This window comes from Actinoallomurus acanthiterrae, assembly GCF_054775715.1.
Genome location: NZ_BAAHCO010000001.1, coordinates 9,140,636 through 9,156,393 on the forward strand (window position 1 = coordinate 9,140,636; position 15,758 = coordinate 9,156,393).

Annotated in this window: 14 protein-coding genes; 5 read left to right on the plus strand and 9 right to left on the minus strand. The window is 73.4% G+C overall.

Going from position 1 to position 15,758, the window contains the following annotated elements; translation table 11 throughout:
* Positions 1-111 precede the first annotated feature (111 nt).
* Positions 112-1,134 carry an MBL fold metallo-hydrolase gene (locus ACYVF7_RS43050; protein ID WP_460351753.1) on the plus strand — a complete coding sequence of 341 codons (1,023 nt, stop codon included), beginning with the start codon at positions 112-114 and terminating at the stop codon, positions 1,132-1,134.
* Between the two features lie 280 nt (positions 1,135-1,414).
* Here ACYVF7_RS43050 and rpe read toward each other — a convergent pair whose 3' ends face one another.
* Positions 1,415-2,080, minus strand: a complete 666-nt coding sequence (gene rpe, locus ACYVF7_RS43055) for a ribulose-phosphate 3-epimerase (protein WP_460351754.1) — start codon at positions 2,078-2,080, stop codon at positions 1,415-1,417.
* 110 nt (positions 2,081-2,190) lie between these two features.
* Here rpe and ACYVF7_RS43060 point away from each other — a divergent pair, with 110 nt between their 5' ends.
* Entirely contained in the window at positions 2,191-2,784 is a 594-nt protein-coding gene (locus tag ACYVF7_RS43060) for a hypothetical protein (RefSeq protein WP_460351755.1), read from the plus strand.
* Positions 2,785-2,996: 212 nt separating this feature from the next.
* Here the strand turns inward: ACYVF7_RS43060 and ACYVF7_RS43065 are convergent, their stop codons facing one another.
* Entirely contained in the window at positions 2,997-3,917 is a 921-nt protein-coding gene (locus ACYVF7_RS43065; RefSeq protein WP_460351756.1) for a LysR family transcriptional regulator, read from the minus strand.
* Between the two features lie 126 nt (positions 3,918-4,043).
* Between ACYVF7_RS43065 and ACYVF7_RS43070 the strand changes: the two genes are divergently transcribed.
* Complete coding sequence (locus tag ACYVF7_RS43070) at positions 4,044-5,327, plus strand: pyridoxal phosphate-dependent aminotransferase (protein ID WP_460351757.1); 1,284 nt, start codon at positions 4,044-4,046, stop codon at positions 5,325-5,327.
* A 192-nt stretch (positions 5,328-5,519) separates the two neighbouring features.
* On the opposite strand, the gene ACYVF7_RS43075 is transcribed toward ACYVF7_RS43070, so the two are convergent.
* From ACYVF7_RS43075 to ACYVF7_RS43090, 4 genes are all read right to left on the minus strand, one after another.
* Positions 5,520-6,905 (minus strand): RsmB/NOP family class I SAM-dependent RNA methyltransferase, encoded by a 1,386-nt coding sequence (locus ACYVF7_RS43075; RefSeq protein ID WP_460351758.1) that lies wholly within the window; start codon positions 6,903-6,905, stop codon positions 5,520-5,522.
* A complete protein-coding gene (gene fmt / locus ACYVF7_RS43080; protein WP_460351759.1) occupies positions 6,905-7,831 on the minus strand; it encodes a methionyl-tRNA formyltransferase in 927 nt (308 codons plus the stop codon). The genes ACYVF7_RS43075 and fmt overlap by 1 nt, the downstream gene beginning before the upstream one ends.
* Positions 7,832-7,850: 19 nt before the next feature.
* Positions 7,851-8,396, minus strand: a complete 546-nt coding sequence (def, locus tag ACYVF7_RS43085) for a peptide deformylase (RefSeq protein WP_460351760.1) — start codon at positions 8,394-8,396, stop codon at positions 7,851-7,853.
* 69 nt (positions 8,397-8,465) lie between these two features.
* Complete coding sequence (locus ACYVF7_RS43090) at positions 8,466-11,321, minus strand: primosomal protein N' (RefSeq protein WP_460358433.1); 2,856 nt, start codon at positions 11,319-11,321, stop codon at positions 8,466-8,468.
* A 132-nt stretch (positions 11,322-11,453) separates the two neighbouring features.
* Here ACYVF7_RS43090 and ACYVF7_RS43095 point away from each other — a divergent pair, with 132 nt between their 5' ends.
* The gene (locus ACYVF7_RS43095) at positions 11,454-12,536 is read left to right on the plus strand and encodes a hypothetical protein (RefSeq protein ID WP_460351761.1); all 1,083 of its coding nucleotides are present in this window, start codon (positions 11,454-11,456) and stop codon (positions 12,534-12,536) included.
* A 10-nt stretch (positions 12,537-12,546) separates the two neighbouring features.
* Positions 12,547-13,491, plus strand: coding sequence for an ABC transporter permease (locus tag ACYVF7_RS43100; RefSeq protein WP_460351762.1), 945 nt, complete (start codon positions 12,547-12,549; stop codon positions 13,489-13,491).
* 66 nt (positions 13,492-13,557) lie between these two features.
* Here the strand turns inward: ACYVF7_RS43100 and ACYVF7_RS43105 are convergent, their stop codons facing one another.
* From ACYVF7_RS43105 to ACYVF7_RS43115, 3 genes are all read right to left on the minus strand, one after another.
* Entirely contained in the window at positions 13,558-13,926 is a 369-nt protein-coding gene (locus ACYVF7_RS43105; protein ID WP_460351763.1) for an MmcQ/YjbR family DNA-binding protein, read from the minus strand.
* A 34-nt stretch (positions 13,927-13,960) separates the two neighbouring features.
* The gene (locus ACYVF7_RS43110) at positions 13,961-14,158 is read right to left on the minus strand and encodes a hypothetical protein (RefSeq protein WP_460351764.1); all 198 of its coding nucleotides are present in this window, start codon (positions 14,156-14,158) and stop codon (positions 13,961-13,963) included.
* A 129-nt stretch (positions 14,159-14,287) separates the two neighbouring features.
* Positions 14,288-15,499 carry a cytochrome P450 family protein gene (locus tag ACYVF7_RS43115; RefSeq protein ID WP_460351765.1) on the minus strand — a complete coding sequence of 404 codons (1,212 nt, stop codon included), beginning with the start codon at positions 15,497-15,499 and terminating at the stop codon, positions 14,288-14,290.
* Positions 15,500-15,758: the final 259 nt, after the last annotated feature.

Below are 15,758 nucleotides of genomic sequence, written 5' to 3' on the forward strand. Positions count from 1 at the left end.
CAAGCGCTCGCTTGGTTGGCATCGAAACTTGTGGACGCTAACAATGGCGCGGGCCGCCCGTGGTCCGATATAGATCGAATGTCGTTCTAGTGCGAAAGATGAGGCGGGCCGATGACGCAGCGGACGGAGTGGATAGAGCCTGGAGCGTTCCAGGTGGCGCCGGGCGTGCACCGCATCCCCCTGCCCCTTCCGAGCGACGGCCTCCGCGCCGTCAACGTCTACGCGGTCGAGGGCGAGGACGGGCTGGTCCTGATCGACGGCGGCTGGGCCCTCGAGGAGTCCCGGCGGCGGCTCGAGGCGGCGCTGAAGGAGATCGGGTACGGCCTCGGGGACATCACGCGGTTCCTCGTCACCCACGTCCACCGCGATCACTACACGCAGGCGGTGAGCATCCGCCGGGAGTTCGGGACGCGGGTCAGCCTCGGCATCGGCGAGCGCGCGACCCTCGAACTGCTCACCAAGCCGATCCGGCGTGAGGACTCCCCCCAGCTCGCGCAACTCCTGACCTGCGGCGCGCGACCGCTCGTCGAGCGCATGAAGGCCGCCTGGCGGGAGGGCGGCCACGACGTCCTCGAGTGGGAGATGCCCGACGACTGGATCGACGGCCGCACGGCGCTGCCGCTGGGCGGCCGGGACCTCCTCGCCGTCCCCACGCCGGGCCACACCCGGGGGCATCTCGTCTTCGCCGACCTCGACGACGGGCTGATGTTCGCCGGCGACCACGTCCTGCCCCACATCACGCCGTCCATCGGGTTCGAGAGCGTCCCGGGCGCCTCTCCCCTCGGCGCCTACCTGGACTCCTTGAGGATCGTCCGGGAACTCCCCGACCTGCGGCTGCTCCCCGCCCACGGGCCCGTCACCGACAGCGTGCACGCCCGCGTCGACGCCCTGCTGGCACACCACGCCGAACGCCTCGACGCCTGCGCGGCGGCGGTCACCGCGGGCTCGGGCACGGCGTACGAGACGGCCCGCGCCCTGACCTGGACCCGGCGCGAACGCCACTTCGACGACCTCGACATGTTCAACCAGATGCTGGCCACCACCGAGACCCAGGCCCACCTGCTGGTACTCGTCACCCAGGGCCGGCTCCGCAGCCACCCGAACGGCGACGGCGCCGTGGTGTTTGAGGCATAGGACCACGCCGTCACGGGCGACGAGGCGTACGGACGCGCCGTGACAGCCGCCGAGACGCAGGCGACGGCCTCATGGCCGGCGGAACCCGTGCCGCTCCCGCGCGACGCCGACCGGCGCCTACGCAGCGCGGGCGGCGGCCCGGTGAGCTCGCGACCCGCTCCCCCGACGGCGACAAGGCCGATGCGGCGTGGCGCGGCGCGGGCGACGCGGACGCGGTGCAATGCATAGGCGGTGCGGCGCAGCGTGGGCAGCGCTCACGGCTCGCGCAGGCAGGCGCGGTCTACGCGGTGTAGGCGGCGCTCGCCTGCTCGCGTAGGGAGCGGATGGCCTCGCCGCGGTCGTCGGCGGAGTAGACCGCCGACCCCGCCACGAAGACGTCCGCGCCCGCCTCGGCGCAGCGCTCGATCGTCTCGGCGTTGACGCCGCCGTCGACCTGCAGCCAGACGTCCAGCTCCCGGCCCTTGATCAGCTCCCGGGCGCGCCGCACCTTGGGCAGCACCACGTCGAGGAACGACTGGCCACCGAAGCCCGGCTCGACCGTCATCACGAGCATCATGTCGATCTCGGGCAGCAGGTCGGCGTACTGCTCGACGGCGGTGCCCGGGTTCAGCGCCAGCCCGGCACGCGCTCCCGCCGAACGGATCGCCCGCAGCGTACGGATCGGGGCGCTCGCGGCCTCCGCGTGGATGGTCACGCTGGACGCGCCCGCCTCTGCATAGCCGGGGGCCCACCGGTCCGGGTCCTCGATCATCAGGTGGCAGTCCAGCGGTAGCGGCGTGACCTTGAGCAGCGACTCGACCACCGGCAGGCCGATGGTGAGGTTGGGCACGAAGTGGTTGTCCATCACGTCGACGTGGATCCAGTCGGCGTTGGACACAGCCGTCACCTCGTCGGCGAGGCGGGCGAAGTCGGCGGACAGAATGCTGGGAGCGATTTGCACGGCCATGATGCGCTCAAGTGTAGAGAGCCGCCGAGCGTCATCCGCGCACATGGGAGGATCACGGGCGTCCGGCCACGTTGAGGATGGTCCGTGCTCCGGAGTCGGAGGTGATCAGCATGACCGACGCCCGGCGCGGCCATGCCGACGTCACATGGGTCGACATCCCCAGGCGCAAGACCTGGTGGGCGGTCGGCATCGGATGGGGCGTGCTGCAGCCGGTCATCCTCGCGCTGTGCCTCTTCTGGGGCGGAGTCGTGGGCGTATCCGTGACGTGGTCGCTGCTGCCGACTCTGCTGGGCATCCGGTCGAGCGTCTTCGGCCTGCCCTTCGGGTTCCTCACCGGACTCGCCGTCGGCCTCACCATCAACCACAAGGCCCGCATGTGGGTCCAGCGAGCGAGACTGCGCCGCCTGCGAAAACGCGGGCACAGGGCGACGGCACGCGTGGCCGCCGTGGACCGGCGGTACCGCTACAACCCCAAGGGACCGGGCAGCACCTCCTACGTCGTGCGCCTGGAGTGGATCGACCCCGAAACCGGGTCCGGGCACCGGTGCCGGCGCTGGTATCGCTTCACCGGGAAGGGATCCGCGGCGTTCGAGAGGGCCTGTTCCACCGGCGCCGAGGTCACCGTCCGGTATCCGCCGGGCCGGGCCTCCCGGGCCGTCGTCGACATCCCGTTCGCACCGGTCATGGCCGACCTGCTCGCCTGACGATCGCCCTGATCCGCGGGCGCCCGCCGCGTCGTCTTCGACACCCGGCGGGACGGAGCGATCCTGCGCAGGTCGTGGGCTGCCGTCAGCGCCCACCCGTTGATCGTGGAGTGGACGCGCCGGAGATCGGGGCGAGCGACGCCCGCCCGACCAGCTCGCGGGAGCCCACGGGGACCGGATGACCCGTTCCCGGGCGCCGACGGTGGCCGTCGTCAGCGCCGCCGGTCGACACGGTCGACGTCCACGGCGGCCGCGGCGGACTTCAGCGCCTGGACGGTGACCGCGACCGAGGGGCGGCGAACGCTCGCCGTGCGCACGACCGCGTAGACGTAGCGGGTCATCGCCCGGGGCAGCCGGCGTACGGCGATCCCCCGCACGTCGGCGGTGAGGGCGAGGCTGGGGACGGCGGCGATGCCGACGCCTCGGGCCACCAGGCCGAGGATCGTGCCGAGCCCCTCGAACTCCCACGGCACCGACGGAGCGCCGCCGACGTCGGCCAGGAGCTGGTCGAACGCCTGCCGTGACGGCTCACCGGGCGGGGCCGCCATCCAGGGCTCCTCGCGGAGCCGCCGCAGTTCGATCGAGACGGCCGGGTCGGCCGCCCAGTGGTCGGCGGGCACGACGAGGACGAGCGGGTCGTGCATCAGCAGCGAGAAGCGCAGGCTGCCGCCCCCGCGGGTGGGGAGACGGCCCGTCCAGTCGTCGATCAGCGCGACGTCGACCTCGCCGGAACGCACCTGCGGCAGCCCGTCCCCGGAGCTCTGGCGGAGCTGGAACGTCAGGCCCGAGTGACGGCGCAGGCTGTGCGCGAGGGCCGGCGCGAACGCGACCGCCGCCGTGGGGAAGGCGGTCAGGACCACATGCCCGGAAGGCTCCGGCTCGGCCATGTCCGCCTCGGCGAACTCGATCATCCGGAGGATGCGCTCGGCGTGGCCGGCGAGCCGGCGTCCGGCATCGGTCAGCTCGGCGCTGCGGGCGGTGCGGTCGAGGAGCGCCGTGCCGATCTCGCGCTCGAGCACGGCGAGCTGCTGGGAGACCGCCGACGGCGTGTAGCCCAGGGCCTTCGCCGTGGCGGCGATGCTGCCACGCTCGGCGAACTCACGCAGCAGTCGGAGCCGCCGGACGTCAAGCATAAGCTCATCTTACGCACAGCAGCGGAAAGCCTCGCTTGTGATGATGCCCTAGGAGACTCGACGATTGAGGGGCACGGCGCGCCGCAGCAACACCTCACACAACACCCGCATCCATCAGGAGCGAAGATGCCAGTCGCAGTTTCCGCGACTCTTGCCGCCAACGAGGCGCTCGACGACAGACGCCGGGCCGGCCTGCCGGTACTGCCCCTCGCATTCGGTGAGGCCGGCCTGAACGTTCACCCGTCGCTCGAGCGTGAGCTCGCCGCCGCCGCGGGCCGTGGCGCGTACGGCCCGGTCGCGGGCAGTGCCGCCCTGCGCGGCGCCGCCGCGGGCTACTGGCGCCGTCGCGGTCTGCGCGCGGACCCCGACCTGGTGGTCGCCGGCCCCGGCAGCAAACCGCTCCTGTACGCCCTGCTGCTCGCGATCGGCGGCAGCGTCGTCGTCCCGCGCCCCAGCTGGGTCAGCTACGCCGCGCAGACGCGCCTGATGGGCACCGAACCGATCTTCGTCGCGACCCTGCCCGGCGAGGGCGGGGTGCCCGACCCCGACGCTCTGCCGGAGGTCGTGGCGCGCGCTCGCGCCGCCGGGCAGCCCGTCCGCAGCGTCGTCGTGACCATCCCCGACAACCCGACGGGCACCCTGGCCCGGCCCGAGACCGTACGCCGACTCTGCGAGGCCGCCCGCGCGCTGGACCTGATCATCATCGCCGACGAGATCTACCGCGACCTCGTCTTCGACCAGGGGGCCGAGTTCCCGTGCCCGGCGCGGTTCGCGCCGGAGCGAACGGTGATCACCACGGCGCTGAGCAAGAGCCTCGCGCTCGGCGGCTGGCGCATCGGCGTGGCGCTGCTGCCGGAGGAGCTCAGCGGCCTGCGGGACCGGCTCGCCGCCGTCGCGAGCGAGATCTGGTCGAGCGCCTCCGGCCCTGTTCAGGAGGCTGCCGCGTACGCCTTCGGCGAGCCGACGGAGATCGTCAGCCGGATCGTGGCGAGCCGGCGGCTGCACGCGACGGTGGCGACCGCGGTGGCCGAGCGGTTCGCCGACGCCGGGGCGCGCGTGGCGATACCGCAGGGCGGCTTCTACTGCTATCCGAGCTTCGGCGAACCCGCGTTCGCGGATCTCGCCGACCGGTTCGGCGTCAAGACGGACGCGGACCTGGCGGAGTTCCTCCTCGACGAGTACGGCGTCGGCGTCCTTCCGGGAAGCGCGTTCGGTGACCGCCCCGAGGCGCTGCGCCTCCGCGTCGCGACCAGCCTGCTGTACGGCGAGACCCACGAGGAGCGCGAGGCCGCGCTCCTCACCCCGGACCCGCTCACGCTGCCCTGGATCGCGGACACGTTGGAGCGTGCCACCGAGGTGCTCGCGGACCTGTCCGCACCCGTCCTCGAGCCGGTTCCGATCTCCGCCTGACACCGCCCGGCCCGGGCCGTGACCACCAGCGGGCGCGGCCCGGGTCGGCGGGACCCGAGCTGACGGGCCGGATCGGCCGCAGCACTCCCGGGCCCGCCCCCGAATCAGGGACGACGGCGGAGCAGCGCGAGAAACATCGACGGACCCCAGCCGACAGGCCCGACCCGCCACAACCCCAGACCCGCCGCCGAATCAGGCACGACGGCGAAGCAGCGCGAGGAACATCGCGTCGGTGCCGTGCCGGTGCGGCCAGAACTGCGCGTACGGGCCGTCGCCCAGATTCGGCACCTCCGTGAGGTGGGCGGGGGCGTCCAGGCGTTCGACGTCGTCGCGGCCGCGCAGCACGTCGTCGACGACGACCCTGGTCTCGGCCAGGTGCGGCGAGCAGGTGACGTACGCGACGACGCCGCCGGGCCGTACCGACTCCAGTGCCGAGGTGAGCAGCCGCCGCTGCAGCGGGCCGAGTTCGGCGACCGCCTGCGGGCCGCGCCGCCAGCGCGCCTCCGGGCGGCGGCGCAGCGCTCCCAGGCCGGTGCAGGGCGCGTCGACGAGTACGCGGTCGAACGAGCCCGGCCGCCAGGCGGGCCGGGTGCCGTCCACCACGGCGGTGGCGCCCGCCGCGTCGACGCTGCCCGCGACGAGGCGGGCGCGGTGCGGCTGGACGTCGCAGGCGAGCAGGTGCGCGCCGCGCTCGCCCGCCAGGCCCGACAGCAGGCCGGCCTTGCCGCCGGGGCCCGCGCACAGGTCGAGCCAGCGGCGGTCGGGGCCGTCGAGCTCGGCGCGTACGAGGGCGAGGGCGACGAGCTGGCTGGCCTCGTCCTGGACCGCCGCGCGGCCCTCGGCGACCGCGGGGATCGCGCCGGGGTCGCCTTCGGCGAGGTAGGCGGCGTACGGGGAGTACGCGGCGGGCTCGCCGCCGAGCTCCTCGACGGTCGCGCGGCCGGGCCGGGCGACCAGCGTGACCCGTGGCCGGTCGTTGTCGGCGGCGAGGAGCGCCTCGATCTCGGCGGACCCGACGGCGTCGCGCAGCGCGTTCACGATCCAGCGCGGATGGCTGTGCACGACCGCGAGGCGTGCCGTCTCCTCCTCGGGCGCCACGATGGCCAGCCAGGCGTCCAGGTCGCGGGCGGCGACCTTGCGCAGCACCGCGTTCGCGAACTTCGCCTGGCCGGGACCGGCCACCGACCGGGCCAGGTCGACGGTCGTGCCGACGGCGGCGTGCGCCGGGATGCGGGTGCGCAGCAACTGGTGGGCGCCGAGCCGCAGGACGTTGAGCAGCGGCTGATCGATCTTGGCCACCGGGCGGTCGCTGCACACGTCGATGACGGCGTCGTACGTGCCGCGCCCGCGTAGGGTGCCGTAGGTCAGCTCGGTCGCCAGCGCCGCGTCGCGGCCGGTCAGGCCGCGCTCGCGGAGCAGGGACGGCAGCAGCAGGTTGGCGTACGCGTCGCGGTCGTCGACCGCCTGGACGACGTCGAACGCGGTGCGGCGCACGGGGTCGCGCGGACGGCGCGGCCGCTGGGCGGGACGACGGTCCGCCCCCGGTGCGGGGCTGCGGCGGGTATGCCGGGGAGGCATCAGATCAGCTCGTCCTCGTCGGTCGGGTGTACGCCGCGCGCCCAGTCCGCCGCGTCCATGCGCTGTTTGCCCTGCGGCTGGACGTGACCGAGCAGCACCGGGTGGGTGCCGGTGCCGGCGAAGACCTCGTGTTTTGAAGCACGCAGCCGGCCCGGGGCGAGCGGCTCGGCGTCCGGAGCGGGCCGGACCGGGCCCAGCTTCAGCCGCTCGCCGCGGAACGTCGTCCAGGCCCCCGGCGCCGGCGTGCAGGCGCGGATCCGCCGGTCGACGTGCAGGGCGGCCTGGCTCCAGTCGACGCGGGCGTCGTCCGGGGTGAGCTTGGCGGCGTACGTGACGCCGTCGGCGGGCTGCGGGCGGGGCTCGAGCGTGCCGTCCTCGATGCCGTCCATCGTCGCGACCAGCAGGTGCGCGCCGGTCTGCGCCAGGCGGCCGAGCAGGTCGCCGCTGGTGTCCTCGGGCAGGATCGGCTCGGTGACGACGCCGTACACCGGCCCGGTGTCGAGGTCCACCTCGATCTGGAACGTCGCCGCGCCCGTGATGTCGTCGCCGTGCAGCACGGCGTGCTGTACGGGCGCCGCGCCGCGCCAGGCGGGCAGCAGCGAGAAGTGCAGGTTGACCCAGCCGTGCCGCGGGATGTCCAGCGCCGTACGCGGGATGAGCGCGCCGTACGCGACGACCGGGCAGCAGTCCGGCGCGATCTCACGCAGCCGGTCGAGGAACTCCGGCTCCTTCACCTTCGCGGGCTTGAGCACCTCGACGCCCGCCTCGGCCGCCCTCTGGGCGACGGGGCTCGGCGTCAGCCGGCGCCCGCGACCCGCGGGCGCGTCGGGCCGGGTGACGACGGCGACGACCTCGTGCCGGGACTCCAGCAGCGCCTCAAGGGCGGGCACCGCGGTCTCCGGCGTTCCGGCGAATACCAGGCGCACTAGCGGTCTCCGTCCGCGCTCACAGGGCCTTACCGAACGTGCTGTGCGGCGACTCCTTGACGATGGGCTTCGGCTCACCGAACCACTCGGCCTCGCGGATCGCCTTCATCGCGGCCTTGCGCTGATCCTGGTCGAGCCGGTCGATGAAGATGATGCCGTCCAGGTGGTCGGTCTCGTGCTGGACACACCGGGCCAGCAGGTGGGTGCCCTCCAGCACGATCGGCTCGCCGTACATGTTGAAACCCTTGGCGACCACGCCGACGGCGCGCTTGGTCGGGAACACCAGGTTGGGCAGCGACAGGCAGCCCTCGTCGCCCTCCTCCTGCTCGTCCGACAGGTCGAGGGTGGGGTTGACGACGTGCCCGAGCTGGTCGTCGACGTAGTACGTGAAGACCCGCAGGCCAACCCCGAGCTGAGGCGCGGCCAGCCCGACGCCCGGCGCGTCGAGCATCGTGTCGGACAGGTCCTTGACGAGCGTCCGGAGCTCCTTGTCGAAGTCCTTGACCGGATCCGCCGCGGTCCGCAGGACCGGGTCACCGAAGAGGCGGATGGGCTTGACTGCCACGTACGGCTCCGTTTCGACGTGCTGGGGCTGGAACACCTCAGTCTACGGACGTCCGGACACCGGAAGCGCTCAGATCAGCTCCAGCGGGTCGATCTGAACCCGGACCACGTCGGCGGCCTTGCGCGCGCTGCGCGCGGCCTGGGCGGCCTTGAGGCATCGCGCCAGGGCCACGCCCCGGGCCCGGTCGACCCGGACGAGCGCGCGTTCCTGGCCGTCGCCGACCTCGACCGGCCCCAGCACCTCCGCGTCGGGCGGGAGCTCTGCCGCCTCCACCAGCTCGCGGATGGCCTGTGGGCTCCCGGTCAGGGACGCCATGCGCACGGCGGGCGGGAAGCCGAGCTCGCGGCGTTCGGCGAGCTCGCGTTCTGCGAACGTCACCGGGTCCCAGCGGATCAGCGCCTGCACGGGTGCGAGGGCGCCGTCGGCGAGCACGACGACTGGACCGCCGGGGCGTACGAGGGCGGCGGCGTCGGTCCAGCGGCGCATCGCCTCCTCCCCCGCCCGTAGGTCGGCGCGGCCGAGCAGCACCCAGCCGTCGAGCAGCAGGGCCGCGGCGTACCCGTCGGCGGGCACCGGCTCGGCGCCCGGCGTGGCGACGACGATCGCCGGTTCGGCGCCCACCGAGTCCAGCACGCCGTCCCGCCCCGAGGTGCGGACCGGCACACCCGGGAAGGCTCGGCCGAGCTCTTCGGCGGTACGCCGCGCCCCGACCACCACCGCCCGTACGTGCGGGCTCTCGCACTCCGGGCAGCGCCACATCCCGGCGATCCGCCCGCACCACCGGCAGTACGGCGCCGCGTGCCCCGAGGTCAGGGCCAGCGGCCCCTCGCACTCGGGACACCGCGCCGGGCCCCGGCAGCGGGCGCAGGCCAGGGCGGGAACGTATCCGCGTCGTGGCACCTGGACGAGCACCGGGCCCTTCTCCAGCCCCTGCCGGGCCGCCCGGAACGCCAGGTGCGGCAGTCGCGCCGTACGGGCGGCCTCGTCCCGGGCGAGCTCGGCGTCGTCACCGGCGGGCCGGACGTACGGCATCGACCGGCGCAGCCGGTCCCGGTCCGGGACGAGGGCGTGCGCCCAGCCGGTCTCGACGAGCTGGGTGGCGTCCGTCGTACGCGTGAACCCGCCGATCAGGGCGCCGGCGCCGGCCCGGTGGGCGCGCAACGCGAGGACCTCGCGGGCGTGCGGGTACGGGGCGTGCGGCTCGGCGTGAACGTCGTCGCCGTCGTCCCACAGGACCACGAGCCCCAGATCGCGCACTGGCGCGAACATCGCGGCGCGCGTGCCCACTACGACCTTCACCTGGCCGCGCAGAACGGTGAGCCAGCGGCGGTAGCGCTCGGCCGGACCGAGCTCGGCGGTGAGCGCGATGTGCCCCTCGACGCCCTCCTCCGCCCGCAGGGCCGCGTCGACCCGCGCCACCTCCCGGCCGTCGGCGACCACGATCAGGACCCCGTGCCCGCCGTCCAGCGCTGCGCGCGCGGCACGGGCGACGAAGGCGGTCCAGTCCGTCCCGGGGAGGGCGGCCCAGACGGCCCGGGGAGCACGCCCCGCGGTCAGCGCGGCGAGGAAGGACGGCCCCGCCCGATAGGCCTCCCACGGCCCCGGGTCAAGGGGCGCGGCCGTCTCCTGACCGGCCCCACCGCTCGCCGCCCCACTCCCCCGCCCGGACGCCGCCGGACCGGCCCCACCGCTCGCCGTTCCACTCCCCGGCTCGGACGCCGCCTGACCGACGGCGCCGCTCGCCGACCCGGAGGACGCCCGCTCGGCCGGATCGCTCTCCGCCTCCGACGCGGCCCGACCGGGCGATCCGCTCTCCACTCCAGCCGCCTCGCGCTCCGCGTCCGCACGTGGCCCGGGGTCTTCCGCCTCCGACACGGCCCGACCGGCCAATCCGCTCACCGCCACCGACACGGCCCGACCGGCCGACCCGCTCACCGCCACCGACACGGCCCGACCAGGCGATCCGCTCTCCACTCCAGCCGTCTCCCGCTCCGCGTCCGCACGTGGCCCAGGGCCCTCCGTCTCCTGCCCCACGTCGGCACGCGATCCGACGCCGTCCGCCTGTTGTCCCTCCTCGGCGCGCGGCCCGGTGGCGCCCGCCTGCGCTTCGGCCGTGTCTCCCACGGCGTCCGCGCCCTGGCCCGAGCCGCCGCTAACGCCCCCGGCATCCGCGCCCAAGCCCAGACCGCCGGCCTCGCCGCAGGCATCCACGCCTCGGTCCATGGCGCTGGCCTGACCGTCGGCCGTGCCCCGCCTCAACTCCGTGCCCCGCTCGTCGCCGCCGGTCTCCAGACCGGCCGACTCCGGCTCCGGATCCGCGCCGTGCCCGGCACCGCCCACCTCGAACCCGGCCGTGCCCGCCTCCACGCCGCCGGCCTGCCGACCAGCCGACTCCCGCTCCCCACCCGCGCCCTGCCCGGCATCACCGGCCTCTGTAGCAGCCGCCACCCGGGTCCCTCCCGGGATCCGCACGGTGGTCTCCGCCACGGCGGGCCTTCGTTCCGCTTCGACGCGGGCGTGCCGGGGCGGGACGGCGAGGCGGAGGACGTCGGCGAGGACGCCGGCGTAGCGGTCGGCCACTTCGCGGGCGAGCGCGGCGATCTCGGGGGTCAGCACCGGTTCAGGGGAGATCACGCGATCGAGGAAGGACAGCCGTCCGTCGTGGTCGCTCTCCTCGACGCGATCGAGCAGGAAGCCGTCGACCAGTTGACCGGCGAACCGCACCCGTACCCGGCAGCCCGGTACGGCCTTCTCGTCCAGGTCGGACGGGACCAGATAGTCGAACGGCCGGTCCAGGTGTGGCAGGGACACGTCGACGGCGACCCTCGCGACCTTCAGCGTCTCCGCGGGCCGCCGCGCGCCCTTCCGCGACGCCTTCTTGCGTCCAGCACGCGCCTCGGAGACGACAGCCGTCACGTCGTCCATTCCGGGGATCTGGGGAGTGGTCCCGGGCCCCCCGCCGTCGTTCGCCACTCCCCCGTCCTACCAGATCGCACGGACGCCGCCGCCGCCGCGAACCGGCGGGAACCCGTGATCCGGCCGACTCGTCACACGATCATGGTTTCCGAACAGAAGACCGAGACCGCCGGCCCGGAGCCCGATGTCGATCGGATCGACTTCGCTGATCTCTGCCGGGACCTCGACGGGATCGTGTGCGACTACCCGTACTGCGAACCCGCCTCCGTGCTGCAGGTGACCGCGTCGGATCTGCAGGACCGTACGGGGTCGGATCTGCAGGGCCGTACGGGGGACGGCGAGCACTCGGGCCGTGACGACGCCCCCGGTCTCCTGCTCGCCCTGCACGCGGCGTCCTGGTACGCCGTGTCGGGGCGGATCGACGATCCCGGGGTCGTCGACTCGATGATCGAGGCCGTGGAGCGGGCGGCGGCCCACTACGAGGCGGGTGCCTGCCCGCACCCCGGAGGCGAGGGCCACCCCGATCTGACGGACGACAGCCCCGACTCGATCGTGTCCCTGATCCTGCCGCTCTACGACGAGGAGGAGTGGCGGGACTACTACGGGACGGACTTCGCCGAGGGCGCGGAGGAACGCGCCGGCTGGTTCTGCCCCGGATTCCTCCGCGGCATCGCCGAGAGCACGCTGGTGACGCTCCGCGGTGGCCGGGACGAGCTGTTCGGTCCCCCGGACATCGAGGCCCTGGAACGCGTCTATCTGAGGCCCGACGGCCGGGTCGACGTCTCTCGCCTGACCCGCGACGCCGGCGACGCGTGGTACGGCGGCTCTCCTGGGCTGACGGAGAAGGCCAGTGTCCTGGCCGCCCACCGGCTGGCCCATGGCGCCCCTGCGGAGGAGCGGCTTCCGCTGTTGCTGACCGTCGGCTTCGCCGTGCGGAACGCCACCTGGGAGTCGATCCCCCCGAAGACGGCCGAGCTCTACCACCGGGCGCTCGAATCGGTGGATCAGGCCCCGCTCGCCGCGCCGTGCCCGCATACCGACGGACACCCCGATGCCGTCGTGGAGGCCAAGGACTGGGCGCGGCTCGCGCGGGCGCTGCACGACCCGGGCGAGAAGAAGGGAATGAAGGCGGACGAGGCCGCCGTGCGATGCCCGAGATTCGCCGCCGAGCAGGCCGCCGCGCTGCTCCGCGTCACCGGCGAGCACCTCGCGTCAATGGCGTAGGTTGGCGCGCATGATCCGTTTCGTGATCCGCCGAATCCTGACCGGCGGGTTAGTCCTCTGGATCGTCACGACGTGCGTCTTCATCCTCTTCTTCGCCACCTCTCGCGATCCGGCCGCCCGCTTCGCCGGAAAGCTGGCCACGCCTGAGACGCTCGCCCTGCTCAGACACCGGATGGGCCTGGACGACCCAATACCAGTGCAGTACTGGCACTTTCTCACTCGAACGCTCAAGGGCGACTTCGGCTACTCCTACGCTACGAGAACTCCCGTCGGCGACATGCTCAAAGACGCCCTTCCCGTCACCGTGTCCCTGGCGGCCGGAGGGTCCGCCCTGTGGCTGCTCGTGGGCCTGGTGTGCGGAGTCGCCGGCGCCAGGCGAGCGCACACGATCGTCGACCGCGGGATCGCGGTCGCCGTTCTGGTCGGCATCTCGGTACCCGCGTTCATCTCCGCGATGACGCTGCTCTATCTGTTCACCGCGGCACTGCCGGTCTTTCCGCAGAGCGGCTACGTCCCCATCGCGCAGAATCCGGTGCGGTGGTGCGAACACCTGATCCTGCCCTGGACGACGTTCGCGATCGCTCAGGCGGCCGTCTACACGCGGTTGACCCGGGGCTCGCTGCTCGAGGTCCTCGGCGAGGACTACATCCGCACCGCACGCGCCAAGGGCCTGGCCGAGAATCGCGTCATCTTCCGGCACGGCCTGCGGGCGGCGCTGACGCCGGTCGTCACGCAGTTCGGCGTCGACGCCGGCATGGCGCTGAGCGGCGCGCTGGTCACCGAGTCGGTGTTCGGCCTGCAGGGACTCGGTCAGCTGACCGTGCGGTCCATGGTCAGTGGTGACCTCCCGGTCATCATGGCCGTCGTGCTGATCGGCGCGTTCTTCACGGTGCTCGCGAACATCGCCGTCGACATCGTCTACTGCTTTCTCGACCCCCGCGTACAAGTCGCCTGAGCCGGTCCCCGACGCCGCGCCGACGCCGCCGGGAGCGAGACGGGAGCGCGTCGGCAGACGCTCCGGTCAGCGGCGGTGGGTGCCGGTGGCCGGGCTCGGTCCGAGACGTGCGGCGGCGACGCGCTTGGGCACGACCATGCGCCAGGCCTCCTCGACGAGTTCGCGCATCTCGTCTTCGTCGAGGGCGGCCAGGCGGACCTCGACCCAGTTGAAGCGCTGGTCGGAGAGCCGGGGCATAAAGAACTTCTCCGGCTCCGCGGCGATGAGGGCTTCGCGTTCCTCCTTGGGGAACGCGAAGCCCATCTCCTTCTCGTCGCGGGAGAACGCGAGGTAGACGATCTTGCCGACGCGGAACTTGATGCGGTCCCTGATCAGGTGCTCTTCGGTGCGCGGCAACGACGATGCCACGCGCCGTACGTCCTCGACCGTGACCATCCCCGCCCGTCCCTTCCTCACGGCCCCGTACGGCTCAGCAGTCCGGCGCGGAGCAGGTCAGCTCCAGCTCGTCAGGGGACTCCTCCGTACGGGCCCGGCCTGGCGGTCCCGCCGGGGCGTGATGGCGTTCGAGCCGGGCGGCCACGGCCAGGGCCCGCAGCGAGTGCGACCGCACCAGGTGCTGCCGGGGGCTCGCGGCCTGGGTCCTGCGCTGGGGAATGCTGTTGTTCACCGATGACCTCCAGGGGTTGGCGATGACACACGCTCATCGTGAGACGGCGTCTGTCCGTCCTACCTCACAGCAGAAGATCATTCGTGAATATTCCGAAACGTGAATAATTGTTCTCCTGCCTCGCGGCTCTCAGGCCGCCGTGAACGTGACGGGCAGGTGCTCGAGCCCGCGCAGTCCGCCGACCTGCCGGGGCAGCTCTCCGTACGGTACGGCGAGGGCGAGATCGTCGAGTCGCCGCAGCACCGTCCCGATGGCGATCCGCCCCTCCAGCCGGGCCAGCGGCGCGCCGAGGCAGTAATGCATGCCGTGCCCGAACGCCAGGTGGGCGTTGCCGGCTCGTGCGACGTCGAGACGGTCCGCCTCGGGGAACTCCGCCGGGTCGCGGTCGGCGACCGCCGTGGCGATGATGACGGTCGCGCCCCGGGGAACGGCCACTCCGCCGATCTCCAGGTCCTCCGCCGCGACGCGCAGCACGCCCGGGTTCACCGGGCCGTCGTATCGCAGGAACTCCTCGACGGCGCCCGGGAGAAGACCCGGATCGTCGCGAAGGAGCTTCAGCTGGCCGGGGTGGGTGAGCAACGCCGCGATGCCGTTGCCGATCAGATTGACGGTGGTGACGTCGCCGGCGACCAGCAGCAGGAAGGCCATCGCCACCAGCTCGCCCTCCTCGAGCCGCTCGTCCCGGTCCCGGGCAGTGATCAACGCGCCGAGCAGATCGTCGGCGGGGTCCGCCCGCTTGGCCGCCAGGAGCCCTTCCAGATAGGACCACATCCGCCGCCACGCCCGGTCCGCCGCCGCGGTGTCCGGCCGGTCCGGGCGCTGGGCGAGCAGGACGTTCGTCCACTCCTGGAAGCGATCCCGGTCCGTCAGGGGCACGCCGAGCAGCTCACTGATCACTGTGACCGGCAACGGCAGGGCGAAATCCTCGATCAGGTCCGCCCGCCCGGCCGGGACGATCGCGTCGAGCAGCCGATCCGTGATCTCCTGCACGCGTGGTTCGAGTTCCGCCACCCGGCGGGCCGTGAACGCCTTCGACACGAGACGGCGCAGGCGCGTGTGATCGGGCGGATCGAGGCGGATCATGTTGCGCATCGCGGAGCTCCGCTCCTCGGAGGGCAACAGCTCCAGGAGCCGAGGGTCCGTGGCGCCGCGGAGGTCACTCGTCAGGCGGGGATCCGTCAGCGCCTCCCGGGCATCGCCGTAGCGGGTCACCAGCCACGCCTCCAGCCCGACGGTGACGACCCGGCGGACCGGGCCGCCCTCCTGGAGCTCGCGATAGAACGGGAACGGGTCGGCCGCGAAGGCCGGATCCTCGTGCGGTAGAACGATCGGCTCACGCATCCGGTACCCCCCCGAACCGGTCACGACGGCGGCGACCGGGCCTCCGCCCACGACCGGAAGCGCACCGCCCGTACGCTCTTGGGTCTGCCCGCCGGAAACCGGCCTCAAGCTTGGTGGCCGGCGGCGGCGGGAGTGCTGCGGGCGGGCGGCGTCCTGGCCGTGAAAGGGCTCGGCGGCTACCACCTGGCGGCGCCGAGGACGCGGCTGCGAAAGGCGCGTCGACCCGGACCGCCGGCCGTTGGTCACGCCCCGGGCGATC